This window comes from Streptosporangium sp. NPDC001559, from assembly GCF_042893955.1.
In the GTDB taxonomy this organism is placed as follows: domain Bacteria; phylum Actinomycetota; class Actinomycetes; order Streptosporangiales; family Streptosporangiaceae; genus Streptosporangium.
This window is the reverse complement of sequence record NZ_JBIAVG010000005.1, coordinates 357,924-384,767: the sequence shown is the minus strand read 5'-3', so window position 1 is coordinate 384,767 and position 26,844 is coordinate 357,924. Positions and strand designations below refer to the sequence as shown.

At 69.5% G+C, this 26,844-nt stretch carries 27 protein-coding genes; 9 read left to right on the top strand and 18 right to left on the bottom strand.

Annotated elements, in window-relative coordinates:
• Positions 1 to 60 precede the first annotated feature (60 nt).
• Positions 61 to 1,023 (top strand): hypothetical protein, encoded by a 963-nt coding sequence (locus ACFYY8_RS14545; RefSeq protein WP_390040791.1) that lies wholly within the window; start codon positions 61 to 63, stop codon positions 1,021 to 1,023.
• Positions 1,020 to 2,312 carry an MFS transporter gene (locus tag ACFYY8_RS14540; RefSeq protein WP_390040789.1) on the top strand — a complete coding sequence of 431 codons (1,293 nt, stop codon included), beginning with the start codon at positions 1,020 to 1,022 and terminating at the stop codon, positions 2,310 to 2,312. The genes ACFYY8_RS14545 and ACFYY8_RS14540 overlap by 4 nt, the downstream gene beginning before the upstream one ends.
• Here the strand turns inward: ACFYY8_RS14540 and ACFYY8_RS14535 are convergent.
• From ACFYY8_RS14535 to ACFYY8_RS14485, 11 genes are all read right to left on the bottom strand, one after another.
• On the bottom strand, positions 2,303 to 3,295 hold the full coding sequence (locus ACFYY8_RS14535) for a LacI family DNA-binding transcriptional regulator (protein ID WP_390040787.1): 993 nt from the start codon (positions 3,293 to 3,295) through the stop codon (positions 2,303 to 2,305). The two genes, ACFYY8_RS14540 and ACFYY8_RS14535, sit on opposite strands and share 10 nt — an antisense overlap.
• Before the next feature lie 171 nt (positions 3,296 to 3,466).
• Positions 3,467 to 4,420, bottom strand: a complete 954-nt coding sequence (locus ACFYY8_RS14530; RefSeq protein WP_390040785.1) for a diiron oxygenase — start codon at positions 4,418 to 4,420, stop codon at positions 3,467 to 3,469.
• Entirely contained in the window at positions 4,417 to 4,692 is a 276-nt protein-coding gene (locus ACFYY8_RS14525) for a PqqD family protein (RefSeq protein ID WP_390040783.1), read from the bottom strand. The genes ACFYY8_RS14530 and ACFYY8_RS14525 overlap by 4 nt, the downstream gene beginning before the upstream one ends.
• Complete coding sequence (locus tag ACFYY8_RS14520) at positions 4,692 to 5,471, bottom strand: hypothetical protein (RefSeq protein ID WP_390040781.1); 780 nt, start codon at positions 5,469 to 5,471, stop codon at positions 4,692 to 4,694. Before ACFYY8_RS14520 ends, ACFYY8_RS14525 begins: the two co-directional genes overlap by 1 nt.
• A complete protein-coding gene (gene asnB / locus ACFYY8_RS14515; protein ID WP_390040779.1) occupies positions 5,461 to 7,644 on the bottom strand; it encodes an asparagine synthase (glutamine-hydrolyzing) in 2,184 nt (727 codons plus the stop codon). Before asnB ends, ACFYY8_RS14520 begins: the two co-directional genes overlap by 11 nt.
• 31 nt (positions 7,645 to 7,675) lie before the next feature.
• Entirely contained in the window at positions 7,676 to 7,819 is a 144-nt protein-coding gene (locus tag ACFYY8_RS14510; RefSeq protein WP_390040777.1) for a hypothetical protein, read from the bottom strand.
• Between the two features lie 54 nt (positions 7,820 to 7,873).
• Complete coding sequence (locus ACFYY8_RS14505; protein WP_390040775.1) at positions 7,874 to 9,640, bottom strand: alpha/beta hydrolase family protein; 1,767 nt, start codon at positions 9,638 to 9,640, stop codon at positions 7,874 to 7,876.
• On the bottom strand, positions 9,637 to 10,161 hold the full coding sequence (locus ACFYY8_RS14500) for a DinB family protein (protein ID WP_390040773.1): 525 nt from the start codon (positions 10,159 to 10,161) through the stop codon (positions 9,637 to 9,639). Before ACFYY8_RS14500 ends, ACFYY8_RS14505 begins: the two co-directional genes overlap by 4 nt.
• Positions 10,162 to 10,186: 25 nt before the next feature.
• Entirely contained in the window at positions 10,187 to 11,215 is a 1,029-nt protein-coding gene (locus ACFYY8_RS14495; protein WP_390040771.1) for an ArsR/SmtB family transcription factor, read from the bottom strand.
• Positions 11,215 to 12,396 carry an adenylosuccinate synthetase gene (locus ACFYY8_RS14490; protein WP_390040769.1) on the bottom strand — a complete coding sequence of 394 codons (1,182 nt, stop codon included), beginning with the start codon at positions 12,394 to 12,396 and terminating at the stop codon, positions 11,215 to 11,217. Before ACFYY8_RS14490 ends, ACFYY8_RS14495 begins: the two co-directional genes overlap by 1 nt.
• An 11-nt stretch (positions 12,397 to 12,407) precedes the next feature.
• A complete protein-coding gene (locus ACFYY8_RS14485) occupies positions 12,408 to 13,835 on the bottom strand; it encodes a coproporphyrinogen-III oxidase family protein (RefSeq protein ID WP_390040767.1) in 1,428 nt (475 codons plus the stop codon).
• A 327-nt stretch (positions 13,836 to 14,162) separates the two neighbouring features.
• Between ACFYY8_RS14485 and guaA the strand changes: the two genes are divergently transcribed.
• The 3 genes from guaA to tmk all read left to right on the top strand — a co-directional run bounded on the left by guaA (position 14,163) and on the right by tmk (position 17,402).
• Positions 14,163 to 15,752 carry a glutamine-hydrolyzing GMP synthase gene (gene guaA, locus ACFYY8_RS14480; RefSeq protein WP_390040765.1) on the top strand — a complete coding sequence of 530 codons (1,590 nt, stop codon included), beginning with the start codon at positions 14,163 to 14,165 and terminating at the stop codon, positions 15,750 to 15,752.
• Between the two features lie 178 nt (positions 15,753 to 15,930).
• Positions 15,931 to 16,713: an SDR family NAD(P)-dependent oxidoreductase gene (locus ACFYY8_RS14475; protein WP_390040763.1), complete on the top strand. Its 783-nt coding sequence runs from the start codon at positions 15,931 to 15,933 to the stop codon at positions 16,711 to 16,713.
• Between the two features lie 41 nt (positions 16,714 to 16,754).
• On the top strand, positions 16,755 to 17,402 hold the full coding sequence (tmk, locus tag ACFYY8_RS14470) for a dTMP kinase (protein ID WP_390040761.1): 648 nt from the start codon (positions 16,755 to 16,757) through the stop codon (positions 17,400 to 17,402).
• A 30-nt stretch (positions 17,403 to 17,432) separates the two neighbouring features.
• Here the strand turns inward: tmk and ACFYY8_RS14465 are convergent, their stop codons facing one another.
• The 4 genes from ACFYY8_RS14465 to ACFYY8_RS14450 all read right to left on the bottom strand — a co-directional run bounded on the left by ACFYY8_RS14465 (position 17,433) and on the right by ACFYY8_RS14450 (position 19,695).
• Positions 17,433 to 17,864 carry a DNA-binding response regulator gene (locus ACFYY8_RS14465; RefSeq protein WP_390040759.1) on the bottom strand — a complete coding sequence of 144 codons (432 nt, stop codon included), beginning with the start codon at positions 17,862 to 17,864 and terminating at the stop codon, positions 17,433 to 17,435.
• A gap of 50 nt (positions 17,865 to 17,914) precedes the next feature.
• Positions 17,915 to 18,418 (bottom strand): dihydrofolate reductase, encoded by a 504-nt coding sequence (locus ACFYY8_RS14460; protein WP_362912379.1) that lies wholly within the window; start codon positions 18,416 to 18,418, stop codon positions 17,915 to 17,917.
• Complete coding sequence (locus ACFYY8_RS14455) at positions 18,415 to 19,212, bottom strand: thymidylate synthase (RefSeq protein WP_390040757.1); 798 nt, start codon at positions 19,210 to 19,212, stop codon at positions 18,415 to 18,417. The genes ACFYY8_RS14460 and ACFYY8_RS14455 overlap by 4 nt, the downstream gene beginning before the upstream one ends.
• A gap of 246 nt (positions 19,213 to 19,458) precedes the next feature.
• Complete coding sequence (locus ACFYY8_RS14450) at positions 19,459 to 19,695, bottom strand: hypothetical protein (RefSeq protein ID WP_390040755.1); 237 nt, start codon at positions 19,693 to 19,695, stop codon at positions 19,459 to 19,461.
• 731 nt (positions 19,696 to 20,426) lie between these two features.
• Here ACFYY8_RS14450 and ACFYY8_RS14445 point away from each other — a divergent pair.
• A complete protein-coding gene (locus ACFYY8_RS14445) occupies positions 20,427 to 21,413 on the top strand; it encodes an agmatine deiminase family protein (RefSeq protein ID WP_390040753.1) in 987 nt (328 codons plus the stop codon).
• Between the two features lie 682 nt (positions 21,414 to 22,095).
• Positions 22,096 to 22,371 carry a hypothetical protein gene (locus tag ACFYY8_RS14440; RefSeq protein ID WP_390040751.1) on the top strand — a complete coding sequence of 92 codons (276 nt, stop codon included), beginning with the start codon at positions 22,096 to 22,098 and terminating at the stop codon, positions 22,369 to 22,371.
• 270 nt (positions 22,372 to 22,641) lie between these two features.
• Here the strand turns inward: ACFYY8_RS14440 and ACFYY8_RS14435 are convergent, their stop codons facing one another.
• A complete protein-coding gene (locus ACFYY8_RS14435) occupies positions 22,642 to 24,525 on the bottom strand; it encodes an ABC transporter ATP-binding protein (protein ID WP_390040749.1) in 1,884 nt (627 codons plus the stop codon).
• A gap of 438 nt (positions 24,526 to 24,963) precedes the next feature.
• Between ACFYY8_RS14435 and ACFYY8_RS14430 the strand changes: the two genes are divergently transcribed.
• Both ACFYY8_RS14430 and ACFYY8_RS14425 read left to right on the top strand, forming a co-directional pair.
• Complete coding sequence (locus ACFYY8_RS14430; protein WP_390040747.1) at positions 24,964 to 25,212, top strand: DUF6400 family protein; 249 nt, start codon at positions 24,964 to 24,966, stop codon at positions 25,210 to 25,212.
• Positions 25,199 to 25,429: a hypothetical protein gene (locus ACFYY8_RS14425; protein WP_390040745.1), complete on the top strand. Its 231-nt coding sequence runs from the start codon at positions 25,199 to 25,201 to the stop codon at positions 25,427 to 25,429. Before ACFYY8_RS14430 ends, ACFYY8_RS14425 begins: the two co-directional genes overlap by 14 nt.
• A gap of 25 nt (positions 25,430 to 25,454) precedes the next feature.
• Here the strand turns inward: ACFYY8_RS14425 and ACFYY8_RS14420 are convergent, their stop codons facing one another.
• Positions 25,455 to 26,516, bottom strand: coding sequence for an alpha/beta fold hydrolase (locus ACFYY8_RS14420; RefSeq protein ID WP_390040743.1), 1,062 nt, complete (start codon positions 26,514 to 26,516; stop codon positions 25,455 to 25,457).
• Between the two features lie 68 nt (positions 26,517 to 26,584).
• On the bottom strand, positions 26,585 to 26,809 hold the full coding sequence (locus ACFYY8_RS14415) for a DUF6879 family protein (RefSeq protein WP_390040741.1): 225 nt from the start codon (positions 26,807 to 26,809) through the stop codon (positions 26,585 to 26,587).
• Positions 26,810 to 26,844 lie beyond the last annotated feature (35 nt).

The following is a 26,844-nucleotide window of genomic DNA, read 5'->3' as shown; positions in this document are numbered from 1 at the left end:
TCGAATGACGCCCTCGCGCGAGGGCGACGCGCCGCCGAATGGCTCGCGAAGGAACACCCCGTGTCCCGGATCTACCTCGGTGGCGCGCCGACGGCAGGGCTTGGCTCCCCGATGTCGGACATCGATCTGTTCGTCGTCAGGGCCGACTGCGAATCGCTTCCCCCGGCGCAGCTCGAATTCGAGGGCGAGCGCGCGGACGTGGAGTACCTGGATCTCGAACAACTGCGCCGGGACGTGCAGGAGAGCACGGTCTTCCGGGTGACGAACACCGACTTCAGCCAGACCGCGCGGTTCAGCCGTAACCGGCTGGACGTTCTCACCCGTTTCCTGCTCGGCGAGGTCGTCGTCGACGACGGTGAACTCGCCGCGTTGCGGCAACGCCTGGCCGACAACATGCCGGACTACAAGCGGCTCCTCATGACGCGGCACGCGATCGACGCGCACAATCTCAACGAGGACATCTGCGGCGCCATTCTCAACGGGGACGCGCCCGCCACGAGGTATCTCTCCCAGGAGTATCTGCACCGCGCCACCGAGGCCTACCTGTGCATGCGGGACGACCTCTATGTGAACACCAAGTGGGTCTGGGCCCGCTGGAGGCGTTCGGCGAGTGAGCCGCTGAAGGCCTCGCTCACCGAGGTGATCGACCACGCGTACACGGCCGAGGACGACGCCGTCGGCAGGAACCGCTTCCTCGCGCAGGACCTGCTGGTGATGGCGGCGACCGGCCTGGAGTACGTGCCGGTGCTCGGCGCCGTCCCCGGGCACCACTCCCGGCGCGTCGACGTGAGCGTGATCCCGATGAAGGGCAGCGGCGTCCTCATCGAGTCGGTACGCGGGGAGTCCGTGCTGCTCAGCTGGCAGGGCGCCCTGTTGTGGGGCGTCTCCCACGGCCGTCCCAAGGAGGAGGCCGTACACCTGATGGGGGGCGCGCTCGCCTCGGCGGGGCTCCAGGTCGGCGAGGACGAGATCGCCGCCTACCACGCCTCGCTCGTCGACGTCGGCGTCATCGGCCTGCCATGAACGACCCGGCCACGGAGGAAGGCCAGGTCGGGAAAGGCCCGCTCCGCGACGCGAACTTCCTCAGGTTCTGGACCGCGATCACCGTCTCGGGAATCGGGTCCCAGGTCACGCTGATGGCGCTGCCCCTGACCGCCCTGATGGTCCTGCACGCCGACCCCGTACAGCTCGGCCTGCTGACCGGCCTGCAGTACGTCCCCGCGGTCGTCGTCCTGCCCTTCGCCGGGGTCGTCGCCGACCACTGGCCGGCCAAGCTGGTGAACGCCGGGTGCGACCTGGCCCGAGGACTGATCCTGCTCACCGTGCCGATCGTCACGGCGACCGGCGCGCTGAGCCTGGGCTGGCTGTACGGCCTGGGCCTGGCCATGGGCGTGTTCAAGGCCCTCGGCGACGTGGCGCACCACTCCATGCTTCCCCGGCTGGTCGATGAGAAGCAGCTCGTCCCCGGCAACGCCGCGGTCAGCACGAGCTACTCCGTCATCGACGTGGCCGGTCCCGGGCTCGCGGGACTGATCGTCCAGCTGCTCGGCGCGCCGTACGCGCTTCTGGTCGACGCGGTGTCCTACCTGCTGTCGGCCTCCCTGCTGTCCACGCTGAAGCTCAGGTTCTCCGGGCGGAAGGGGCCGCAGCGGCTCCGCTGGGGGACGGCGATCACCGAGGGGTTCCGGTACTTCGTCAAGGACCGGCGGGTTCTCGCCTTCGGGGTGGCCAGCGGCCTCGGCAACATGTGCATCCAGGCGTTCGACGTGACGATCCTCATCTACGTGGTCCAGCACCTCGCCCTGACGCCCGCGCTGCTCGGGGTGGTCGTGGCCGCGGGTGCCGTGGGCGGCATCGCCGGTTCCGCCTTCGCCGCCTACGTCCACAACAGGTTCCCCGCGGGGCCGACCATCTTCGCGGCCCAGTTCATGAGCGGGATCGGGGTGATGGCCGCGGCCTCGGCCACGCTCCTCGACGCCACGGCGCCGCGCGTCGCCGTACTGGTGGCCTGCATGTTCGTCAGCACGTTCGCGCTGGCCGTGTACAACGTCCACGCCATCAGCGCCCGGCAGGCGATCGTCCGTCCCGAGCTGATGGGGCGGGTGACGGCGAGCTACCGGCTGATCTCGCACGGGGCCATCCCCCTGGGGGCGCTGGCCGGAGGGGTGGCGGCGCAGTCTCTCGGCAGCGCGACCACCGTGCTCCTCACCGGGGCGATCCAGGCGCTCCTGCCGGTCGCCTTCCTCCTCACCTCGTTCGGGATCATCTACCGTGATCCCGGCCTCACGGGGGCTCGCGAACGTCAGGCCTGACGGGGCGGGGCGGTGGACTGCCGTACGACCAGGGAGCTCCGCAGCACGGCGGGGCTCGGCTGCCTGGCGGCGAGCCTGTCGTGCAGCGCCCGGGCACCGGCCGCCCCCAGCTCGGTGACCGGGATGTTCACCGTCGTCAGCGCCGGATGGAGGACGTCACTGATCGGAAGGTTGTTGTAGCCGATCACCGACAGGTCGTTCGGGACGTCGAGTCCGAGGCTCCGCGCGGCGGCGAACACCACGACGGCGAGGTTGTCGTCCTCGCAGACCACCGCCGTGGGGGCCGGGTCCGAACGCAGCAGTTCCAGGGCCGCCCGCTGGGCGTCCACGGGGTCGAAGGTCGTGCCGACCACCGTGAGGGTCGCCCCCGGGCGATGCCTGACCACCGCGCGCAGGGAGCGCAGCCTGGTCGTCAGCATCCAGGCGCCGCGCCGGTCCACGTGCAGGTAGCCGATCCTGTGGTGACCGAGGTCCAGCAGGTGGCGGGCGGCCTCGCGGCTGCCCACGGCGATGTCCACGTTGACCGCGTCGGGGTACAGCCGGGGGTCGCAGTCCAGCGGCACCATCGGCACGACGCCCTGCGGGCGGATGGCCTCCGTCCCCACGTCGCCGTAGACCAGCATCCCGTCGATGGCCTGCTGCGGTATCGGGAGCAGCCGTTCGTGCCTGTCGGTGCCCATGGGATAGACCAGGACGGTCGTCTCGTGCTGGTTGGCGACCTGGGTCGCCCCCACGTGCAGGTTGGCGAAGAACGTGTTGGTGATCGCGGGAACGATCAGCAGCACCGTGCCGGTTCTCTCAAGTCGCAGGCTCCGCGCCGTCAGATCCGGCTGGTAGTCCATCTCCGCGGTGATGCGCCTGATCCTGGCCGCGGTCTCCTTCGAGACCCGGCCCGGCCACTTCCCGGTGAGGACGAGGGAGACCGTCGACTGTGAGACCCCGGCTGCCTGAGCCACATCCCTGCTGGTGATGCGCGCTTTCACCGGCCTAAGCATGTCTAATCACCCTATGTGTTCGTCATGGCGCACAGACAGATCGCGTTCTTCCCCGTGACCCCGTACACCGCTGCCACTCGATGCTCTGTGATCCGATGCCAGGACAAGTATTCCATCCAGACATTCCCCATCGGATCGAAGGGGAAAAGAGATGTGCTCTCACCCGTCCCGGACGTTGTTCAGAAGCCCGGCCGAGACGAACGCCTCCATGGTCGCGCCGTCGTCGAGCGCTCCCGCCTCCTCGAAATACCGTACGACGGTCCGCGCCCTCGACGCGGTGTCCCGGGCCGTCCATTCCACCGAGAGCGACTCGGCCGCGACGGTCCTGGCCTCCTCGCGTGACAGCCCCGCCGATCGGGCGACGACGGCCGCCGCCTCACGGTCGGGTTCGACGAACGCCGCGACGATCGCGGGCAGCAGAGGGCCGACACAGGCGCGTTCCCCGGCGCTCAGCGCGGGCCAGAGCCGCTGGAGCAGGTCACGGAAGTAGGCGTGGTGCCTGCCCTCGTCCTCGGCGTGGTCGCGCACCAGGTCGCGTACGGCCCCCGGCAGCCGCCGGTCCCTGGGGATGTCGGTCAGGACGGTCGAGATGAGCGTCTCGCTGACGACCGCGAACAGCAGCCGTTCCAGCCCCCGGACCCGGGGGTCGAGGCGCCGGCGGACGGCGTCGAGGCGACGCAGGAAGGCCGGGGTGCCCGCGTCGGCCCACTCCACCCCTGAGCACGCCTCGACCTGCCTGATCAGGTCGTAGGAGAGCTGGGCGTGCCAGGCCTCGTCCGTCACGATCTTGTAGGCGTCGGCGCGCATCCTTTCCGGGAGGTCCAGCCCGGAGCGCCCCCTGGCGATCCTGGCCGCGACGGGGATGATGGCGAGTTGTTCCAGCTCGACCGTGAAGTGCAGGTAGTGGTAGAGGTGCTGGGCGAGGGCGTCGTGGACCGCCCGCTCCCCCCGTTCGGCGACCAGCGGATGACGCAGCACGGGGACGAGTTCCGGGGGGAAGTACAGCGCGTCCGGCGCCGGGGAGCCCATGACGGGCTGCGGCTTGACCCTGACGGCCGCCCGTTCGTCCCAGCGCTCGAAACGGCTGCCGTAGTCCTCCGGCGTGTCTCTCATCTCAACCGCACGAGCCCGCCGTCGGCCAGCGCCGTCATGGTCTCCGCCGTGTCCAGCAGCGCGGTCTCGGCGTCGACCGCGTACTCCCCGGCCAGCAGCAGGGCCAGCTCGCGCAGCGACCTGCGGCCGTCCACACGCTTCCACAGGAAGCCCGCCGTCTCGGAGAGCTCGAAGACGCTCTCGCCCCAGGCGACGGTGAGCGTGCCGCCGACGTTGCGCACCCGGACGTCGAGCCTGGGCACCGGTACGGCCTCGGGGGACAGCTGTTCCATCAGATCACGACCTCCATGGAGATCCGGCGGCACGCCAGTACGACGTCCTCGACCCACGCGGCCGGGTTCGCCGGGTCGTACCCCCGCATGGTCTCGATCGCCCAGTACTCCTCGAAGGGCATGATGGTCTGCTCGACCTGGCGGAACCGGCGTGCCCGCCACTTGGCGCTGTGGCCGAACTCCCCGCACGAGACGTGCAGGGCGTTGACCGCGTAGCCGAAGGCGAGCTTGGCCGAGAGCACGGCGCTCTCCACGTCCTCCGCCTTGAGCTGGCCGACGGCGTCCTCGACGAAGAGGTCCGACAGGTTGAGCGCGCGGCTGACCAGGATCGAGCGGATCGCCGAGGACTCAAGCTGCGTCCTGCGTCCGGCCAGCCACGACTCCCCCGTGACGGACACGGCGCTGCCGAGCCGTTCGAGGAAGTCCATCTCGTGGGAGGTGAGCAGGTCGGCCACGCTGTGGTTGGTGTCGAACTCCTCCCAGGACACCTTGGCGAACATCTGGTCGACCTGGGAGTCGGTCCAGTACTCGATGTCCCACCTGACGCCGTCCACGTGGACGACCTCGACGGGGACGTGGTCGGGGGTCAGCGCGACCGGGGCGAGGGCCGTGCTCGGGGCGGTTCTCTGGGCGGTGGACACGACGTAGACGTCGAGGTCGCTGCCCGGGTTGCCCCAGCCTCTGACCAGGGATCCGGCCAGGTAGACGGCCTGGTGGTCCTCGGGCAGCAGCCCGCGCGCGGCCAGTTCCGCCAGGTGTCCGCTCGGGTCAACCCGCATGGCCCGTCCCCTCCTCGATCAGGTGCAACATCCCGTGTTCGACGGCCTCGGCGACCTGCCGTGCCACCTGGTCCCCCGGCCGCCCGGTCAGTTCGGCGATCTCCGCAACCGAGCGGGCGCCGTCGACGGAGCGCAGCAGGTCCAGCCAGTCGTCGTCCTTCTCCAGCACGTACCGGACGGCGCCGTCCACGGCGACGTACCAGGTCCCCTCGGTCGTGGTGTCCGAGAGCAGGAGGAAGCCGTCCTCCGGCGCGGGCACCGACTCCGGCGCGACGGAGGGCGCGCAGCCGAGGATCTCCTCGGTCCGCGCCTCGTTCTCGCCGCTCAAGGCGACGGGGACGGAACCGGCGGACATGTCCACGACGGGCGGGGGAAGGTCGCCGACCATCTGGGACAGCAGCCCCAGGTTCACCAGCCTGAGCAGGATCTCCACCTGGGCCAGGTCGTCTCGTTCCGTCAGAGACCCCAGCAGACCCCGTACGGCGGGGCCGTCCAGCGCCCCGGAGGCGCCCGGCGCGGCCAGGGCCTCCTCGACGAGCGCCGCCCCGTCCCCGCGCAGCATCCGCAGGAAGACCCGGTGGGTGTGGCGCTGGCCCTCGCCGTAGAAGAAGGGGACCTTCTCGCGGGCGGTGATCCGGTCCGGCAGCACGCCCCGCATGCTCTCCCGCAGGATCGTCTTGTCCCACAGCAGCCGTTTCCTGTGGCTCGGCGGGATGGACAGGACCAGTTCGACCAGGCGGTGGTCGAGGAACGGCACCCGCGCCTCGATGCCGCTGCCCGCGGCCGTACGGTCCTCGTGCCAGCAGTTGTACTGCTGGATCTTGCTGTACTCGGCGGCCAGGTAGGCCCGGTAGGGGTCCTCACGTACGGCGAGCAGTTCCCTGGACAGCAGCGGCACGTCGGTCCGCGTCCACCAGGGCGCCAGGTCGGGGCGGGTCCGCAGGGCGCCGGAGCACGCCATGGCGTCGAGGGTCGCGACGAAGGCGTCCCAGCCGCCTCCGCCGCTGTAGTCCGCCGAGTAGCCGCCGTTGAACTCGTCGCTGGCGGCTCCCAGGAGCATGCCCCGCAGCTCCGGTCTGGCCTGCTTGGCGTAGCGGTGCAGTTCGTGCTTGTAGTACTGCTCGGGCCCGCACTGCGGGTGCTCCATCAGCCACAGCAGCCGTTTCCACTCGTCCGGGGAGGGGATCCGGTCGGCCTCGAAGCACACCTGGTGGTTGGGCAGGCCGAGCTTCCCGGCGAGCCAGGAGGCGTGCTCCGCGTCGCCGTTGCGGAGGGTGCTCGCCGACAGCACGGTGAAGGTGTGCAGCCGTCCCGCGTACGGCGTGGCCAGGGCGGTGACGGCCGCCGAGTCGACGCCGCCGCTGAGGAAGACCCCGAGTTCGGCGTCGGCGGTCGCGCACTCGGCCACGGACTCGGCGAGCAGTTCGCCGTAGCGGCGGACGAACTCCTCCTCCGAGGCGTCCGCGTCGGCCGTCGGCAGGGACCAGTAGGTGTGCTCGCGGGTCGTCCCGTCGGCCAGGTCGATCTGCACGATCCGGCCCGCGGGGACGCACTCGATCCCGGTGAACCAGGTGGAGGGGACCTCCGCCCGGTGCGGGTACGGCGCGGCGCTGAGCATGGGGTGGGTGAGCGCCTGTTCCCAGTCCAGGGCGCGTGGGGTGGCCGGGTCGGCGAACAGCGCCTTGATCTCCGAGGCGAACACCACGCGCCGGCCGTCACGGTGGTAGTAGAGCGGTTTGACGCCGAACCGGTCGCGAGCCAGGACGAGCCGTCCCCGGCGACGGTCCCACAGCACGATGGCGAACATGCCGCGTACCTCGTCGAGGAAGGCGTCGCCCCGCTCGCGGTACAGGTGCAGGAGGACCTCGCAGTCGGAGCCCCCCTTGAGCCGGGTGCCCGCGGGAAGCCTCGCGGCCAGCTCACGGTGGTTGTAGACCTCGCCGTTCGCGATCAGGACGAGGTCGCCGTCCTCCGTCGAGAGGGGCTGGCCGCCGCTCTCCGGATCGACCAGGGAGAGCCTGGTGAAGGCGAGGCCGACCGGTCCCTGCCGCAGCAGTTCCCGGTCGTCGGGGCCTCGATGGGCGATGATCCGCGCCATCCGTTCCAGGAGCGCGTCCGTCGTGGCGTCCGTGTGGCCGCCGTCGATACGGGCCAGACCGGCCAGACCGCACATGTGCACCTCAGGGGTTGGGGGGAGTCCTTGCTCAGGCGACCACGCGCAGCACCGTGTTGTAGGCGACCTGCTTGGCCTGCGACTTGACGTAGGGCTTCAGGGGTTTGGAGGACTCGGCCGAGCACTCCTCCTGGGGCTCCTCGGGCATGGGCTGCGGTCTGACGTACGGCTTCATGGGTTCTCCCGGGTTCAGGGGTTCCTGGACGGACGGCTGATCGCCATCGTGACCCTAGGTGGCGTCCGCAGGCCCGACAAGGAATTCGGTTCCAGCCGAATGCCCCCACTGACCGGCCAACTTCTCCAGGGCCTCCATGAGGTTGCGGTAGCGGTTCAGCGCCTGCCTGAGGGTGGCGGGGCGGTGACCGACGCCGGGCTCGACGACGAGTTCCCAGGGCAGGCCGCGTTCGGCCGCCAGCCGCGCGAGATCCCGGACGTCCCCGAGGCTGGAGATCGGGTCGCGGTCGCCCTGGATGAGGAAGACAGGACCGCTCCCCGGGCAGGCGAGCCGTACCGGGTCCAGGGGGGCGACGGCTCCCTCGGCGGTCAGGTCCCCGAACCTGCGGGTGAACCAGGCCCGGCAGCGGGGGTCCTCCTCGACCATCCTGCGCACGTGGCGCACCAGGTCGACCAGGGGCGAGCAGGCGACCACACCGGCCGTACCGGGCAGGAGGGCGTTGCCGAGCAGCGCGAGGCCGCCGCCGAAGCTGGCGCCGAGCAGGATCGTCCGGTCGCGGGGCACGCCCTTGCGCTCCGCGAACGTCAGGCAGGCCGTCAGGTCCTCCCGCAGGGTCTCCTCCCAGGCACGCCACGCGCGTCTGGTGTGGGCCGCCCCGTAGCCGGACGATCCCGCGTAGTTCACCGCGAGAACGGCGATCCCACGTTCCAGGAGTCTCCGGTAGAGCCCGTCGAAGCGGAGCTCGTCCCGTTCGACGATCTCCGGCCCGCCGTGCAGGGAGATCACCACGCCGGTCGGCCTGCCTCCCGGCAGGTGGACGTGGATGGGGGTGGCGCCCTGCCAGCGGTGGCCGGAGACGGCGCCGCCGCCAAGCGGCGGGACACTTCCCGGGGCGGTGCGCGTGGTCCCGTCCGGTGCCAGCCAGGCCCACACGCCGCCGTTCACGACGGAGGTCAGGCGCAGCCCGACGCCTCCGGCGTGGGCGGAGCAGACCCGGATACGGCCCGGCGGCAGCGGTACGGCCCGCCGGGTGCCGCTCGCCCGGTCGACGACGACCAGGCTGTCGGCGCCCTCGAAGGTGACGACCACGGCGATCGTGTCCGTACCCGGCCCCAGGAAACGCGCGTCGACCAGGTCTCCCTCCATCTGGAGTTCGTCGGTGACGACGTCCGTGCCCGGCCGCCACGTCACCGGCCTGCCGTCGCGTTCGACGAGCGCCAGGCCGTCGCGGACGTCGAGCCAGCGTCCCGCGACCCGTCTCTCCACGGGGTCGTCAAGGTTCGGCTCCAGGGGCCACACGTGGAGCACCGGCCGGTCGGGGGCGTCGTGGAGCTGGGTCACGGCCAGGTTCAGGCCGCCGTCCACGTGGACCGGCGACTCACCGGGCCACCGGTTCGGGTGGATCCGCCCGGTCCCTCCGGGGAAGGCCTCAAGGATCGCCTGGGCGCCGGTGTCCGTCTCCACGACCAGCGCGACGCCCCGGGTCCCGTGGACCGGCCGTCCCGGCAGGGCGTCGAACGGCGCCCACCCCCGCCCGGCGGCACCCGTCAGGGGGGCCTCCCAGGTGACCGGGTCACCGCGCAGGGGCCGCTGGACGACCCGCAGCGTCGTGCCGTCCCGGTGGACGGACAGGAAGGCGGCCTCGTCCCCGGCGAAGATCGTGACGTCGGCCTCGTCGTCGATCCGGTGCACCGTACCGTCGGGGCCGGTGAGCAGCACGCCCTTCTCGTCCTGGTCGGCCAGCACCGGGCCTCCCGACCAGTCGAGCATCTCGACGTGCCCTTCGGTGAAGACGGTCTCCACCTCGTGGAGCCCGCTCACCACCGGGTGTTGCCCTTCCAGTTCCCGGCGAGCCCGTCGATCTGCTCCCGCAGCACGTCGGCGTGGCCGGTGTGCCGGGCGGTGTCCTCGATGAGGTGGGCCAGCACCCAGCGCATGGTCGGCGTGGCCGGGGCGGTCGGGCGCAGCGTCCGCACGCCGGGTGTGTCCAGGGACGCGCAGCCGTCGATGACGACGTCCGAGCGGGCGGCGGCGGCGCGGTAGGCCGCTATCACCTCCTCGGCCGTCTCCCCCGGCCGTACCTCCTGGTCGCACAGTTCGGAGGGGAGGTCGACGCCCGCGTACGCCCAGCTCACCCAGCCGAGCTCCATGACCGTCAGGTGTTTGAGCAACGCGAGCAGGCTCTTGCCCGAGGGAACGAGTTCCCTGGCGGCCTGTTCGTCGTCGACTCCCGCCGACTTGGCGATCACGGACTCCCGCAGGTAGCGCAGGAAGGCGTGCAGCGTGGTCTTCTCGTCGGCGGTGAGGGACGGCGTCATCAACGGCGTCGTCGTCGGTGGCATGCGGTGGTCCTTCCTGGAACAGGCGTCAGGCGGCCGGGTGCACGGTCTCGTTGTCGAGATACTCCAGCAGCGCCCGACCTGACCGGTTCAGCTCATACATCACACGTACACCGATTCGATGCCGTTGCACCACACCGGCGGCGACCAGAGCCGTCAGGTGTTCCGAGACCGTGCTCGCCGCCAGGCCGAGAGTCGTCGCCAGCACCGAGGTGGTGGTGGGAACCGCCAGCGCCCTGACGATGGCGGCCCTGCCGCGTCCCACCAGGATCGCCAGCCGGTCACCGCGTTCCGGCTCCGCGTCCTGCCTGACCGCCCCCGACGCCCGTCCACCGGCCAGTACGGCCGAGCCGCGCGCCTGGTAGGCGATCGCCACCTCCTCCCGCGAACCGGTGGCGCACAACGGCGTGCCGCGGGCGAAGAGCAACGGGACCAGCACCAGCCTGCTCGCGCCCCGGATGTCGCGCCGGGACGCCGAGGAGTCGTTGAGGCTCAGCGTCGGCTGGTCCCAGCGCAGCCGCCCGCCGAGCCTGCCGAGTACGGCCCCGCCGCCCGCGGTGGCCAGCACCCTGGCCTGGAGCAGCACCTCCTGGTCCAGGACGGGCCGCATGGCCGACCAGTACGGCGCGACCGTGGCCGCCCAGTAGTCCTGGAGCAGGTCCGCGTACCAGCCGAGCGCCTCCCGGGGCTCCCTGGCGAACCTGGCGAACGGCTCCGGCGTCCCCGACGGGTAGCGGCGGGCCAGTTCCTCCCTGACCGTCTCCTCGGGTACGGCGCGCAGCGCGGCGAGCTCCTCGTCGATCCCGGCCGCCCCCGGCGGCGGGGCCGGCGTGAGGAAGGCGGGCAGCGGGAGCCCGACCCCGGCGAACCACGTCAGGGCCTCACCCCCGCGTCCCCTGGCGAGCGCCTGCCTGGCGTTCCTGGCCCACACGGTGTACGGCCACGGGCAGGCGTCCCGCCTGCTGAGCAGCGACAGGCTCGCGACCGTCTCCCACAGTGGGCTGATCCCGATCCGCAGGTTGCCGAGTACGGCGTCGCCCACGTCGACCTCGATCATCAGTTCACGACCAGGGCCTGGTCGGGCGACCTCCACAGGTCTTCCTCGTCGCCGCGCCACCACCAGTCGTCCAGCCCCGCCCCGCGACCCGCCGCGACCACCGGGGTGGCGCAGTGCCGCTCGACCTCCGCGAGGTAGGCCGCGATGTGGGGCGCCTCGGCGCCCCCGGACGCGGCGGCGACGTCCTCGGCGCTCCAGCCGGGGAGCATCCGTACGGCGGGGGCCCTGTCCTGGTCGTAGAGCCCGATCGCCGGGAAGCCCGCGAGCACGTCGAACTTGGTCATCACGATCCCGTCCGCCTGGTTGAGGCGGCAGGCGCTGCGCAACCAGCCGATGTCGAGCCAGCCGGTGTCCCGCATCAGGTCGGTCGCGCGGTCGAGTTCCTCGCCGCGTTCCTGCAGTTCGGCGTTGAGCTCGCCGTACAGCCGTGAGGGCAGTTCACCGCCGCCGACCTTGGTGACGTAGGCGGGGGTCACCAGCAGGACGCTCGCGATGTCCCTCGGGCCGACCCCCAGGCCGGTGAGGACCGCCCCGACCGTGGTGTTGCTTGAGGTCACGTAGGGGTAGTCGCCGTGGTCGAGGTCCAGCCTGCTGCCCTGGGCGCCCTCGGCGACCACCCGCGCGCCGTGGTCGAGCCGGTCGCGCAGGTAGGCGACCTCGTCGACGCAGCAGTGGCCGATCAGGTCGGCGAACTCCTCGGCGACCGGCCGCAGGTCGGCGGGCAGGCGGTCCCCGCCGGTCAGCAGGTCCTTGACCCGCAGTCCCGTGCGCGCCGCCTTGTCGCGGTAGGCCTGTCCGACGCCCATCCGGGTGCTGCCCACGCCGCTTCCGGAGCTGTCGGCCTCCCGGTGGTCGGCGGTGATGACGTGGGCCCGCAGGGAGACGCGCAGGCGGTCCGTCACGTCGGGGAAGGCGGCGCGCAGCATCGCCACCTCGTTCAGCAGCATCCTGGGCTCGATGACGCAGCCGCCGCCGACGACGCCGACGGCCCCGCTCAGGATCCCGCTGGGCACCATCCGCAGCACCCACGGCTCGGTACGGCCCGGCGCGAGCACCGAGTGGGCGGCGTTCGGCCCGCCCTGGAAGCGAGCGCACACGTGGGCGTCCCGGCTGAGGGCCGCCGCGATCTTCCCCTTGCCCTCGTCTCCCCAGTGGGCTCCGAGGACGGCGAGTACCGGCATCTCGTCCCCTCTCAGACCGCGGCCGACAGGCCGGAGATGAACGAGGGGTTGCCGAGCAGGCGGGTGGCCCGGGAGTTCTGGTTGTGCAGCTCCCGGTAGAACTCCTCGTCGAGGCTCACGACCTCCGGGGAGTAGAACATCCAGGAGATGATGTCGCGGTACTTGAAGCCGGTCCTGGTGAGCTGCACCCGGTCCCCGGGCAGGCGGGTCAGCAGGCCGAGTTCCTCGGCGGCGAGCAGGACGGGCTCGAACAGGTGGGCGTGTTCGCGGTAGCCGTACCTGTCGAGGTCGTGCAGGTTCAGGTCGAACAGGTCCAGGGCCAGCCGCTTGCGGATCCGCTCGACGTCGTCGTAGACGAACCCGGCCCGGGGGGCGAGGCTGCCGGTGTTGGCGCCCTTGATGTAGTCGCCGACCTCGGCGAGCGTGGGGTTGGCGCTGCCGCCGACGATGTAGTCGACCGTGTTGGTGTAGGTCCGCGCCCCGGCGCCCAGACCGAGCACGGGAACGCCGTGGAACTGCAGGACCTTCTGGACGTAGCCTCCGCGTCCCGGCTTCTTGTACCGGACGTTGGACTCCTGGACGTATCCCGCCGACAGCAGTTTCTCCTGCGCGTAGTCGTAGCGGTCGTACAGGGCGCCGTTGCGCATGTACCGGTACCTGCCGGTCTTGGAGAACCAGGCGTCCGGGCGGATCGTCAGGAAGTAGGTGCTGATCGTCTCGGGGGCCAGGGCGACCAGTTCGTCGACCGACTCGCGCCAGGAGTCGTCGTCCTGCCCGGCGAATCCCATGATCAGGTCGGTGCTGAGGTTGGCGAGGTCCGTCGTCTTGACGATCTCGATCGCCTTGCGGACCGTGCGCTCGTTGGCCTGGCCGCGTCCCGCCTCACGGATCTCCTGCGGCCGCAGGGACTGGATGCCCATGTTGACCCTGGTCAGGCCGCGGGCGATCAGGTGGCGCAGGGTGTCGGGCCGGTCGACGATGGAGTCGGGCGTCGCCTCGACCGCGACCTCCTCGGTGGTGCTGCGCCAGTTGGGGTAGACCTCGGTCAGCGTGTCGAAGATCTGGTCGAAGTTGCGGCGGTGCAGCAGGCTCGGCGTTCCCCCGCCGATGTAGACCGTCCGTAATCGCCGGTCCCGGATCACCGAGGCGTGCCTGCGGATGTCCGCGCACAGCGCCTCGGTGTAGGCGTCGTACACGTCCGCGTCCTCGGAGATGACGGTGTACAGGTTGCAGAACCCGCATTTGTACCTGCAGAAGGGAACGTGCAGGTAGAGGTTGAGTTCGCGCGTCGGCGAATGGCTCAGGTCCTCTTCCCAGATGGCCTCGACGGCCCGTCCCGGATCCAGCGGGCGGTAGGAGGAACGCACCGGATAGCAGTAGACGAAGGGAGGGATGGCCCCGCCGTCGATGGACCGCTGGAGTTCAGATTTGGTGGACATCTGTGCTCACTCCCAGCTGCAGAGTTATGGGCGGGAGACACGCTTTTTCAGGCGGCCAAAGCACCCATTAGCCCACAAACAGGCTTACAAGTGAGCCTCATCATACGTATGACTTTGGTAGTGTCAAGGACCTATAGTTAAGAAGGTTTACCGTTCGATAGGGCCGGATCGGCTGGCCCTCCAAGCAAGAGCGAGGCTGTGACCTGCGGAAACGTGGAGGGCTCCTGACGGGGCTTGTTTCTCGACCTCGCCCTCATACTTAATACGTATGATCTGAGTAATTCTGGAACCCGCGTGGGACCACCGAGACCGCCCGAATGGATTCGCATGTCACGCTCCGACGTGAGCCCCACCTTCAACCGCCCCTCCGTCGAGCAGGCTGAGCTGGTCGTGCTCGACTACGGCTCGCAGTACAGCCTCCTGATAGCCCGCCGAATCCGTGAACTGGGCGTGTACTGCGAACTGATGCCCGCGACCGCCGACGTCTCGGAGATCGCCGCGCGCAAACCGCGCGGGATCGTGCTGTCCGGCGGCCCGCACAGCGTCTACGACGACGGCGCCGCCGGACTGCCCGAAGGACTGCTCGACCTGGGGATTCCCGTCCTCGGCATCTGCTACGGAGCCCAGCTGCTCGCCCACTCCCTCGGCGGCAGGGTGGCCTCCGCCCCCAGCCGGGAGTTCGGCCGCGCCGAGGTGCTCCTCGAAGGCGACTCCCCCCTGCTCACCGGCGTGGAGTCGAACTCCGTCGCGTGGATGAGCCACACCGACCACATCGTCGAGGTGCCGCCCGGCTTCGAGGTGTTCGCGCGCAGCGGCGACGGCCTGATCGCCGTCATCGGCGACGGCGCCCTGTTCTGGGGCGTGCAGTTCCACCCCGAGGTCGCGCACACCGCCTTCGGCCGCGACCTGCTGCGCAACTTCGCCCTCGACCTGTGCGGCTGCGCGGGCGACTGGTCGGCCACGTCGTTCATCGAGAACACCGTCGACTGGCTGCGCACCCGGATCGGCGACCGGCGCGTCATCTGCGCGCTGTCCGGCGGAGTCGACTCCGGCGTCGCCGCCGCACTGGTCTCCCGGGCCGTCGGCTCCCAGCTGACCTGCGTGTTCGTCGACAACGGGTTGCTGCGCCTCGGCGAGGCCGAGCAGTGCATGGACGTGTTCTCCCGCCACCTGAACATGCGCGTCGTCAAGGTGGACGCCAGTGAGAAGTTCCTCAGCGCCCTTGAGGGCGTGGTCGACCCCGAGGAGAAGCGCCGCCGGATCGGCCGCAGCTTCATGGAGGTCTTCGAGGAGGTCGCCCCCACCCTCGGCGACGCCGACTTCTTCGCGCAGGGCACCACCTACCCGGACGTCATCGAGAGCGCCGGCGACTCCAAGCGCCACTCCTCGGCCGCGGCGAAGATCAAGACGCACCACAACGTGGGCGGGCTGCCCGACACCATGCGCCTGGAACTCCTGGACCCGCTGTCGTTCCTGTTCAAGGACGAGGTGCGCCAGGTGGGCCGCAGCCTCGGCCTGCCCGAGGAGATCGTCGACCGCCACCCCTTCCCCGGCCCCGGCCTCGCCGTACGGATGACCGGAGCGGTGACCCGGGAGCGGCTGGAACGGCTGCGCCGGGCCGACCACATCTTCATCTCGGAGCTGCGCGCGGCCGGTCTCTACCGGCACACCGCGCAGGCGCTGGCCGTCCTCACCTCCGAGCGGACCGTCGGCGTGCTCGGCGACGCCCGGACCTACGAGGACGTCCTGGCCCTGCGCGCCGTGGACACCGAAGACTGGATGACGGCCGACTGGTCGCGTTTCTCCCACGACTTCCTGGCGACGGTGAGCAACCGCATCGTCAACGAGGTGCCGGGCATCAGCCGCGTGGTGTACGACATCACCAGCAAGCCCCCGGCGACCGTGGAGTGGGAGTGACGACCTCCCCGGCCCATCACGACGTCCTGGGCCCTGACGTCTTGAGCTCTGATGTCTTGGGCCCTGGCGTCATGGGTCCTGGCACCTTGGGCTCTGGCACCTTGGGCCCTGCTGTCCTGGGCCCTGGCGTCTTGAGCCATGGTGCTCCCCGCCGGGTGCGCGCCTCGGGAGGGAGGCGATGACGGCCCCCCGTCGGGTGTGCGTGACCGGTGCCGCCAGCGGCATCGGGCACGCCGCCGCCGAGATCTTCCTCACGCGCGGCCACCACGTCACGCTGGCCGACCGTGACGAGACCGCCCTCACCGAGGCCGCCGAACGGCTGGCCGCCGAACACGGCGCCGACCGGGTCCGGCCGTACGCGGTGGACGTCTCCGTGGCCGAGCAGGTCGAGGACCTCTTCACCCGGATCGCCGACGCCGGGGGGCTCGACACCCTGGTCCTGGCGGCGGGCGTCACCAGCGACGGGTTCGTCTCCGACATGTCGGAACACGACTGGTCCTACATCCTGGGCGTCAACCTCACCGGCCCCTTCCTGTGCCTGAAGCGGGCGGCGCCGCTGCTGCGGCTCTCCTCCAACGGCTCGGTCGTCGCGGTCGGCTCGGTCTCGGCCCACGTGATCGGCGCGGGCGGCGGCTGCGCCGCCTACGAGGCGTCCAAGGCGGGCCTGGTACAGCTGGTGCGCGCCTTCGCCGTGGAGAACGCCCCGTACGGCGTGCGGGCGAACATCGTGAGCCCGGGACGGACGGCCACCCGGCTCGGCGAGAACACCCGGAGGCTCGCCGAGACCGTCTACACCTCCGCCGACGGTCCCCGGCGGGAACGTCACCCCTTCGGGGCGCCGCTACGCTTCGAGGGACGCCCCGAGGAGATCGCCGGTGCCATCCACTTCCTCGCCGGTGACGACGCCCGGTTCGTCACCGGCGCCGAGTTGCTGGTTGACGGTGGCTACACCGCCATCTGACCTGGCCGTACCGTCATCCGCCCGAGAGAGGACTTTCGGACATGGCTCTTCCCCTTTACGACCACGACCTTCCCGGCACGTTCATCGCCTTCTGCGGCATGGACGGCAGTGGGAAGACCAGCCTCATCGAGGGACTCTCCAAGCGGCTGGCCTCGCGTGGCGTGGAACCGGTCGTGACCATGCAGCCGTCCAGGTACGCCCGGGAATCTCCGCTGTTCACCCGGTACATCTACCACCCGGAGGAGCGGCACCAGGTCGACTACCGCGCCCTGATCTGCCTGCTGACCAGCGACCGGCTGCAGAACCTCCACGAGGTGGTGCTGCCCGCGCTCCGCGAGGGGCGTACGGTGATCACTGACAGGTACGTCTTCACGGCGCTGGCGCAGATGAGGGCACGCGGCTTCGCCAACGAGGAGTGGTTCTTCGAGATCTGCAAGCACGCGCCCAGGCCGGACCTGACGCTGCTGTGCGACCCGGGTTTCCAGGTCTCGCAGGGCCGGGTCGGACGCCGTACCGACTGGCGTGACTCCTACATCGAGGCCGACCACGACCAGCAGCTCTACATGAACTACCAGGTCGTCGCCGACGAGGAGGGGCTGGTCCGCTTCGACACGAACCTCCCGGTCGACGAGAGCCTGGACCTCCTGTACGGCGTCGTCAACGACCGCCTCCCCAACCTCCTGGGCTGACGTCCTCTTCGGTTCGCCGTCAGGGGCGGGTCACTTTCTCCGTGCTGCGCCGACCAGCCCAGACTCGTAGGCGACGATGACGAGCTGGGCTCTGTCGCGGGCTCTCAGCTTGGCGAGCAGGCTGCCGATGTGCGTCTTGACGGTTGCCAGACTGATATGGAGATGGTCGGATATCTCGGTGTTCGACAGGCCGCGCGCGACGTGGAAGAGCACCTCGCGCTCCCGGTCCGTGACACCGGCGAGTAGGCGGCCGTGGCCCCGCGTGCTCACCGGCCCGGGGCTTCGCACGAACTCCGCGATCAACCTACGGGTCACGGCCGGCGAGGTCAGGGACTCCCCTCGCGCGACCACGCGGATGGCGGAGAGAAGGTCAGCGGGCGGGGCGTCCTTGAGGACGAACCCACTGGCTCCGGTGTACGGTGCCCCGTGGACGGCCCGTATCAGGGCGGCTACGGTGCCCAACCCTCACATGGCGCAGGATGGGGCAGCCCACCGGGGTCGTGAGCCGACTGTCACCGGGTGTACCTGCGGATGCGGTAGCGCAGTCCGGACACGGAAGACCGCCAGCCTTTATCCTCGGAGACTCTCCACGTCGGGCCCGGTGCCGGCGCATAGGTGTCGCCGTCCACCGTCCAGTCGACCTCAGTCACCGAGAGCATCGTGGCGTACTCCAGGGCGGCCCGGTAAATCTCCCCGCCTCCGATCACCCATGCTGTTGCAGGGGCAGCTCGCTCCAACGGCTGGGCTGCAAGCTCCAGAGCCTCGGCGACAGACTCGGCGCGTTCGGCACCACTGGCCACCCACTGCGGATCACGAGTCACCACGATGTTGCGCCTGCCGGACAGCGGGCGGAAGCGTGGAGGCAGCGAATCCCACGTCTTGCGCCCCATCACCACGGGATGGCCGAGGGTGGTTGCCTTGAAATGTGCCATGTCCTCAGGCAGGCTCCACGGAATCGCATTGTCCGCACCGATCACGCCATCAAGGGTCTGCGCCCAGATCAGCCCGACGTTCACACCGCGACCGAGGCTTTGATGGCCGGGTGGTGCTGGTAGTCGAGCACCTCCACATCGGCGTAGGCGTAGTCGAAGAGCGAGTTGGCCCGGCGCAGACGCAACCCGGGAAACTCGAACGGGGTGCGCGAGAGCTGCTCGGTCACCTGCTCGACGTGATTGTCGTAGATGTGGCAGTCGCCGCCGGTCCAGATGAAGTCGCCGGCCTTGAGGCCGGCCTGCTGAGCCACCATGTGCGTGAGCAGGGCATAGCTGGCGATGTTGAACGGGACGCCGAGGAACAGATCCGCGCTGCGCTGGTACAGCTGGCAGGAGAGCCTGCCGTCGGCGACGTAAAACTGGAAGAAGGCGTGGCAGGGCGCGAGAGCCATCTTGTCGAGTTCGGCGACGTTCCAGGCGGAGACGATCATCCGGCGGCAGTCCGGGTCCCGGCTCAGAGTGTCGAGAACCTCGCTGACCTGGTCGATGTGCCTGCCGTCCGGGGCGGGCCAGGATCGCCACTGCGCGCCGTAAACCGGACCGAGTTCGCCGTTCACGTCAGCCCATTCGTCCCAGATGGTGACGCCGTGCTCCTGTAGCCAGCCAACGTTCGAGTCGCCTCGCAGGAACCACAGCAGCTCGTACACGATGGACCTGATATGCACCTTTTTGGTGGTGACCAGCGGGAACCCCTGTGAGAGGTCGTAGCGTAGTTGATGCCCGAAGACACTTCGGGTGCCGGTACCCGTCCGGTCGGCTTTGGCCGTCCCGGAGGTGTGTACCAGCCGCAAAAGGTCTTCGTACTGGGTGTCCGCCACGGCGGCCGAGTCTACTGGCCGCCGGCAGGCACGCACTCGACGGTCATGTCTCCCCGTACACCGTGGTGCCGGCGTGATGTTCAGCGTCGGTGGCGGGCTACGGAGTCGCGTTCAGCGACATGCCGGGCGACGGCGTCGACGCCGGGGCGGGCGTACCGCTCCGGAGAACTGCCAGTGGATCCACTCCGTCGCCCCTCTTGGCGGTGGTCTTCCCACGTTTGTCCTGCGGGTAGAGGTCCTCCACGTTCAGGTAGAGCACCTCATTGGCGCGGGCGGCGGACTCATAAGCGTCTTCCAGAACGTCTTCTCCCGCAGCGCGATGTCGAGACGCCGCAGGGCGGCAATCTGGTTCTCCATGAGGGCTTTGGTGCGGTCCGGCGGGGCCCGCCGCCGCTCGATGCCGATCGTCGGATCGCAGACGATCCAGCCCTGGCGCTGCCACCAGCCTTCACGGCGAGCGCAGCCCCGAGCGTTACCCAGCACTACACGTCCATTCGCCGGAGCTGTACGAGAACAGGGCCGAATCGGGGCGCTCGGGTGCCGCGCTGGTTGTTCTGTCTCATTTGATCTTTGTCGGCGGCCTGGTCGCCGAGCTGGACGAACGTAATCGGGGGTGAGACCGCGTCGCCGGACTCGTCTCACTTCTCGTTGCCGTTGAGACGCGGATGCGCGAGAGCGTCTCGCCTTGGGTTGCCGGTGAAGTCGATTCCCAAACGAGTCCGCCGGTGCCCTGAGCCAGCTGGCTCTTCCATCCCGCTGACGGCCGCTCAAGATACTGCTCCGCCCCGGCACGGCCGGTTGTCAGGAGCCAGGCAGCCGGACCAACGGCAACCGACACGCCCTGACTGTCCCGGCTCAGTCGAACCGGCGCCGACTCAGTAGAAGTGGCGCGGAAGGCGTAGACCAGATAGAAGTTCGCCAGCCGGGTAGGTACGTTCCACCTTCATGTTCACGGGCGACTCCAGCCAGCCCCCAGCCCTCGTCTCCCATGGCAGAAGCTTCGATCTTGATGTGGGTACGACGACCGCGGCAATTTCAGTCAGGGGGCTGTTGTGCGGATATCGCGACGTCAGGCACTGCAAGCCGTGATTCTGGCGGCCGTCGGAGACGCGCTGGGCGCCTGCGGTCCGTCCTCGACGGAAAAGGGGGCGGGGTCGACGCCTGCCACGGCACAGAACATTCCGGCCGCAACAGGCACGAAGGGTGGATGGCTGATGCCCGAGGAGACGCATCCGCACGAACAGACGTTCATGTCATGGCCGACCGAGCTGATCTGGGGGGCCGACATCGCCGGCGTGCGCGACGACATCGCCGGCATCGCCCGCGTGATCGCCGGCTTCGAGCCGGTCGTGCTGCTGGCCGGCCCCCGGGACGTCAAGGCGGCGCAGCGTGCCTGCGGCTCCCAGGTCGAGGTGGTCTCGATCCCGGTCGACGATCTGTGGATGCGCGACATCGGCCCCACCTTCGTGCTGGACGGCAAGAAGCTCGCCGGAGTCGACTTCCACTTCAACGGCTGGGGCGGCAAGCAGGAACACGGTCGTGACTCCGGCGTCGCCCGCGAGATCCTGGCCATGGAGAAGGTCGCCCGGATCGCCGCGCCCATCGTCGGCGAGGGTGGTTCGATCGAGGTCGACGGCGTCGGCACGCTCATGGCCACCGAGAGCTCGTTGATCAACGACAACCGCAACCCGGGCAAGACCAAGGCCGACATCGAGGCCGCCTTGACCCAGACCGTCGGCGCGACCACGTTCATCTGGGTGAAGGGCGTCAAGGGCAAGGACGTCACCGACTACCACATCGACGCGCTGGCCCGCTTCTCCGAGCCCGGAGTCGTTGTGGTCAGTACCCCGCCCGAGGACGCCCCGCAGGACGTCTGGACCGCCGCCTACGACCAGGCGCACGCGGTACTGAGATCAGCCGTCGACGCCCGCGGCAAGCGGCTGGAACTGGTCGAACTGCCCGAACCCGAGGACGTCGGCCGACGTGGCGAGGGCTTCCTGGCCACCTACGTCAACTACTACGTGGTCAACGGCGGCGTCGTCCTGCCCCGTTTCGGCGACAAGAAGGCCGACAGGGACGCGGTCTCCATCATCCGCGACCTCTACCCTGGCCGCGAGGTCGTTCAGGTGGGCGTCGACACTCTGGGCGAGGGCGGCGGCGGCATCCACTGCGCCACCCAGCAGATGCCCAAGAGGACATGAACCGCAATGTTCTGGTGGCCACGGCCGGTGTGGTCACGGTGGCGATGATCGGCCGGATGTCCGGCTCCGGATCGACGAGAAGACCAGCAGACTGCTTGAGGAATACCTCCTTCGAGGGGTCCCGGTGGCAACGAAGAAATTTTCGACGAAGTGCTGTCTGAGCTGTGCTAACGAGAGTTTCGTAGAATTCAGGGTTTTGGCTGTGGATGGCTATGCCCGGCGCAGGGGCAGACTTCCCCGCGTCACCTCCGCTGCTCTGACCTGGTCAGGCGGTGTCCCGGGAACCAGACAGAATCGAGATTCTGTTCGATATTTGTGCCGTGTTGACCTGGGAAAAGACATCCGACATCGAACGCAACCCCAAACACTGTCCGGTTTAAGATGATTTTCGGGACGTTCATGCAGCTGGTGGACGCGTAACGGCACCCGTCCGATCGCCCGACCGGGAGGTACGTCACTGGTGGTGGCCGTTCCAAGACACGCGTCTCAGCTAGACCACCAAAAACGGTAGTTGGCTGAGACGGTGTTGCCGCGAGGTGGGCGCGAGCTGTGAAAGCTCGTGCCCCCTCGGGACGACGCCCTCGATCAGTCCTTCAAGAGGAGGAAACCTCGACGGATCACACCAGAGGCCCTTACGCTCATTAGCGTCCTGGGCCGTTTCAGCTGTATGGTCATGGCGCTCGTGGGCCTGGGGCTTGGAACACTTCTGAGGTCCACCGGAGCCGCGTTCGTCTCGATCTTCGCGCTGCTGTTCGTCGTTCCCCCGCTGATCTCGCTTCTGCCCGCTCCCTGGCACGAATGGATCGGCTCGCTCACGCTGCCGATGGCGTCCAACCTTCTGTCCGGACGGATAACGGGTAACTGGTTCCCACCCATGGCGGCGACGCTCGTGCTGCTCGGCTACATCGTGGTCTCGCTTGCCGCCGCGGGAGCCGCTCTGTCGCGCAGAGACCCGTAGAGGCCCGTGGAGACCCGTGGAGACTCGCGAAACGAGGTCACGGCCGGTTCGGAACCGGCCGTGACCTCGCCCTCAATGGCGAGCTGTGATCAGTCGCGCTCTTCGTATCGCCGGGATACCGCAAACGGTGGCGGAGCGGCTGTCTCTTCGCCGGCCCAAGCACCTCTCTGATGCCCCGGTCCGCGGTCTCATCGGCTGCGTCCCCACGGCCCGAGCCCTTGAGAAAGGGGGCTCAGACCGTAGGGACGAGTTCAGACCGTGGAGACCGACTCAGTGGACGGGCTGCATCTCCTCTGACTGGTTGAACTGGGTGCGGTGGAGCTCCTCGTAGCGGCCACCGGCGGCGAGGAGGGCGGTGTGGGTGCCGCGCTCCACGATGCGGCCGTCCTCGACCACGAGGATGAGGTCCGCGGCGCGGACGGTGGAGAGCCGGTGGGCGATCACCACCGAGGTCCGCCCGGCGAGCGCCTCACCCAGGGCCTCCTGGACGGCGGCCTCCGAGGTGGAGTCCAGGTGGGCGGTCGCCTCGTCGAGGATGACGACCCGGGGGCGGGCCAGCAGCAGCCTGGCGATCGTCAGACGCTGGCGCTCGCCACCGGACAGGCGGTATCCGCGCTCACCCACGACCGTGTCCAGCCCGTCGGGCAGCGCCGAGACGAGGTCGGCCAGCCGGGCGCGCCGCAGCACCTCCCAGATCTCCTCTTCCGTGGCCTCAGGGCGGGCCAGCAGAAGGTTGGCGCGGACGGACTCGTGGAACAGGTGCCCGTCCTGCGTCACCATGCCGAGCGTCTCGCGCACCGACTCGGCGCTCAGCTCGCGGACGTCGACACCGGACAGGCGCACCGCGCCGCTGTCGACGTCGTAGAGACGGGTCGCCAGCTGCGCGATCGTCGACTTGCCCGCCCCGGAGGAGCCGACCAGCGCGACCATCTGCCCGGGCTCGGCGCGGAAGGACACCCCGTGCAGCACCTCGACGCCACCGCGGGTGTCGAGGGTCGAGACCTCCTCAAGTGAGGCGAGCGACACCTTGTCGGCCGAGGGATAGGCGAAGCCGACCCCGTCGAACTCGATGGAGACCGGCCCCTCGGGCACCGGCCTGGCGTCCGGGGCGTCGGCGATGAGGGGCTTGAGGTCGAGCACCTCGAAGACCCGCTCGAAACTCACCAGCGCGGTCATCACCTCGACCCGCGCGCTGGCCAGAGCGGTCAGCGGCGCGTAGAGCCGGGTGAGCAGCAGCGCCATCGCCACGACCGCGCCCGGTTCGAGCTGCCCGCGCAGCGCGTAGAACCCGCCGAGGCCGTAGACGACGGCCAGGGCGAGCGCGGAGACCAGCACCAGCGCGGTGACGAACACCGACTGGGACATGGCCGTGCGCACGCCGATGTCGCGCACCCGCCTGGCCCGCCCCTCGAACTCCGCCGACTCGCGCCTGGGCCTGCCGAAGAGCTTCACCAGCGTGGCGCCCGGCGCGGAGAAGCGCTCGGTCATCTGGGTGATCATCGCGGCGTTGTGGTCGGCCGACTCGCGTTCGAGCTTGGCCAGACGGGTGCCCATCCGGCGGGCGGGCAGTACGAAGATCGGCAGCAGGATCAGGGCCAGCAGGGTGATCTGCCAGGAGGTCCCGATCATCACGATGAGCGTGAGCACGAGCGTCACGATGTTGCCGACCACGCCGGAGAGGGTGTCGCTGAAGGCCCGCTGCGCGCCGATGACGTCGTTGTTCAGCCTGCTGACCAGGGCGCCGGTGCGGGTGCGGGTGAAGAAGGCGATCGGCATGCGCTGCACGTGGTCGAACACGGTGGTGCGCAGGTCGAGGATGAGCCCCTCGCCGATGCTCGCCGACAGCCAGCGTGTGATCAGCCCCAGCCCGGCCTCGACGACCGCGATGACGGCGATGAGGGAGGCCAGGAGTACGACGAGGTTGAAGTCGGCACCCTCGACGATCGCGTTGACGACCCGGCCCGCGAGCACGGGGGTCGCGACCGCCAGAACCGCCGTCGTGACGCTGAGCAGCAGGAACCACGTCAGGAACCGGCGGTGCGGTCTGGCGAAGGCGCCGATGCGCCGCAGGGTCGCCCTGGAGAAGGGCCTGCGCTCGTTCTGGGCGTGCATCGCGTGGTACATCGACGTCCACGCGGTGACTTCTATGTCCATCGCTCGTCTCCGGGGGGTGGTGGCCTTCCGACCGCTCTTCGAACAGGTTGACGACACCGCAGAGGCTCTCATCCGCCACCGACAAAACCGTCGCGTGGCCGTGTCCGCCTAGAGAGGGGACGTGGACGTTCTCCGGTGCGACTCTCCAGAACACTAAGACCTCAACATATGTTCAGGTCAACCATGGCACAACAACCCGTGAAGGACGTCACGAACTAGGCAAGAAAAGCGACATAAGGTATAAAAAGGTATAAAGAGACCTCGCGGTGCGTCGCCGGGCGTTCGGCGATCACAAAGAGCCGGCCACCTCTCCGCCACAGGAAGCCCGCGAAGGCCCGCAGAGCCCATGGACTCCGGAACCCCCGCGAACCCTCACGGAGCCCCGGAGGGAAGCCCACCGGGCCCGGCCTCCCACGAAACCCCGTCAAGGAAAGTCTCATGAGTCAGGACAGCAGCAACGCACACGTCGTCGTCGAGATCGACCTCACACTTGAGGAGGCCCGGCGGCGGGCCGCGGTCATGGAGGCCCTGGGAGACGACTGGGACCCGATCGCGGTGATGCGGGGCGAGGAGGAGGCCTACGACCTGCTCTACTCGGGCCTCGACGAGCGGCAGCAGGAGATCTACGACATGCTCGTCGCCGCCGGGGTCCTGCCGTACCGGGGAGCGGGTCATGCTGCCGATTGATCCGCACGCCGACCTGGGACGCAGGGCCTGGGTCCCCTGTCCGGGATGCCGCGACGACAGGGACTGCGCCCCCTGCTCCGACGGCCGTAACTGCTCGGACCACTGGCGCTATCTCATCCGCACCACGGGCAGCATGCTCCACCTGCAGTGCCCCGGCTGCACCCACCTGTGGAGCCACGAAACCAACTTCGGTGCGGGCGGCGGCCGCCCCTTCTGACCGTCACGGATTGACGACGCGGCTCCTACGGAACCGAGTCCGCCCGGATCTTGGCGCACATGTCGGTGACGGCCTTGATGATCAGTTCGGGCTCGTCGATCTGGACGTTGTGCGCGGCCCGCTCGGCGACGACCAGCGTGCCGTTGTCGGACAGACCGGCCAGGTCGGCCTGGATGCGTCCCCAGACACGGTTCTGGCGCTCGGCCACGTCGGCGGGGCGACCGGCGAAGTGGGCGCCGTAGTAGCTGTCCGGTGACGGGTGCGGGGCTCTGGAGATGACCGTGAGCGGCATGTCACCGAAGTGCGTGCGCTCGGCCTGAAGCGCCTTGACGGCCCCGGTCCTGCCGAGATCCTCCAACACCTCCGCCCTGCGCTGCCCGCTGGTCAGCTCCAGGGCCAAGCCCAGATCGACCAGCTCGGCGGGAAGCATCCCCCGTGTCCGGCGCAACAGATCCGGTTCCTTCCCCTTCCTGACCTCCAGGCGCGTCCGAGCGCGGACCACGCCGCACGGCGTCAGGGCGTAGGTGAGAACGTTCCGCCAGTACTTCGGAGGCCCGGCCCGCCACCAGCCGAACTCCTCGACCATCCAGGTCACACGCTCGGAGGGCGCGTCCACGAGCACCATCCCCGCGACCCTGTCGCGGTGGCGGGCCGCGTAGAACCGGGCGATCTCTCCACCCATCGAGTGGCCGACGAGAAGGTAGGGGCCGGGTTCCCCAGACGCCTCCAGCACCTCGTGAAGCTCGTCGGCCAGGTTCGAGGCGCCACGCCACTCCCACCAGGGCGGCGCCTCGCTCCAGCCGAGTCCGGCCCGGTCGTACTGCCACACCCGCTGGCCGGGAACGAGTCCCCGCCGGACGTTGACCCAGCCCAGACCGTTGTCGGTCATGCCAGGCAGGATGACGACGGCCGGGCCGCCTTCGCCTTCGGCCCGCACGTGCAGGCGGCGGCCTCGGACGGAGACGAACCGGCCGGGCGCCGGGAAGCGGCGTTTGTCGGCGTGCTCGGACGCCTTCTGATAGAAGGCGCTGACAGCGCCTGCCGCCGCGGCGGCGGCGAGGGCGAGGGTGATCCAACGAGGGGTCATGTCATCCCTTCTCATTTGCGTCGCACCGGTCGCGAATTCGTGTTCAGCGGGATTCCGCCGGGCGGTGATCATGGCTCGGAGATCAGTCGCACCCGGTGCGGGCGCCTCCCATCACGCTCCTTCTCGGCGACCTTGGCGGCCCACTGCCGGTAGGAGGCGTCCACAGCGTCCAGATCACCCGTCAGGAAGAGCTTCAGATCCTCGTCCGAGCCGTAATAGTCGTGCAGTTCGAGCTTGCGGGTATCTCGGCCGGTCCGCAATTCGGACCGACGCCGGACTGAGATCGCCTCCACAGCGCTCCTTGTCACATACGACGACAGCTGATCGC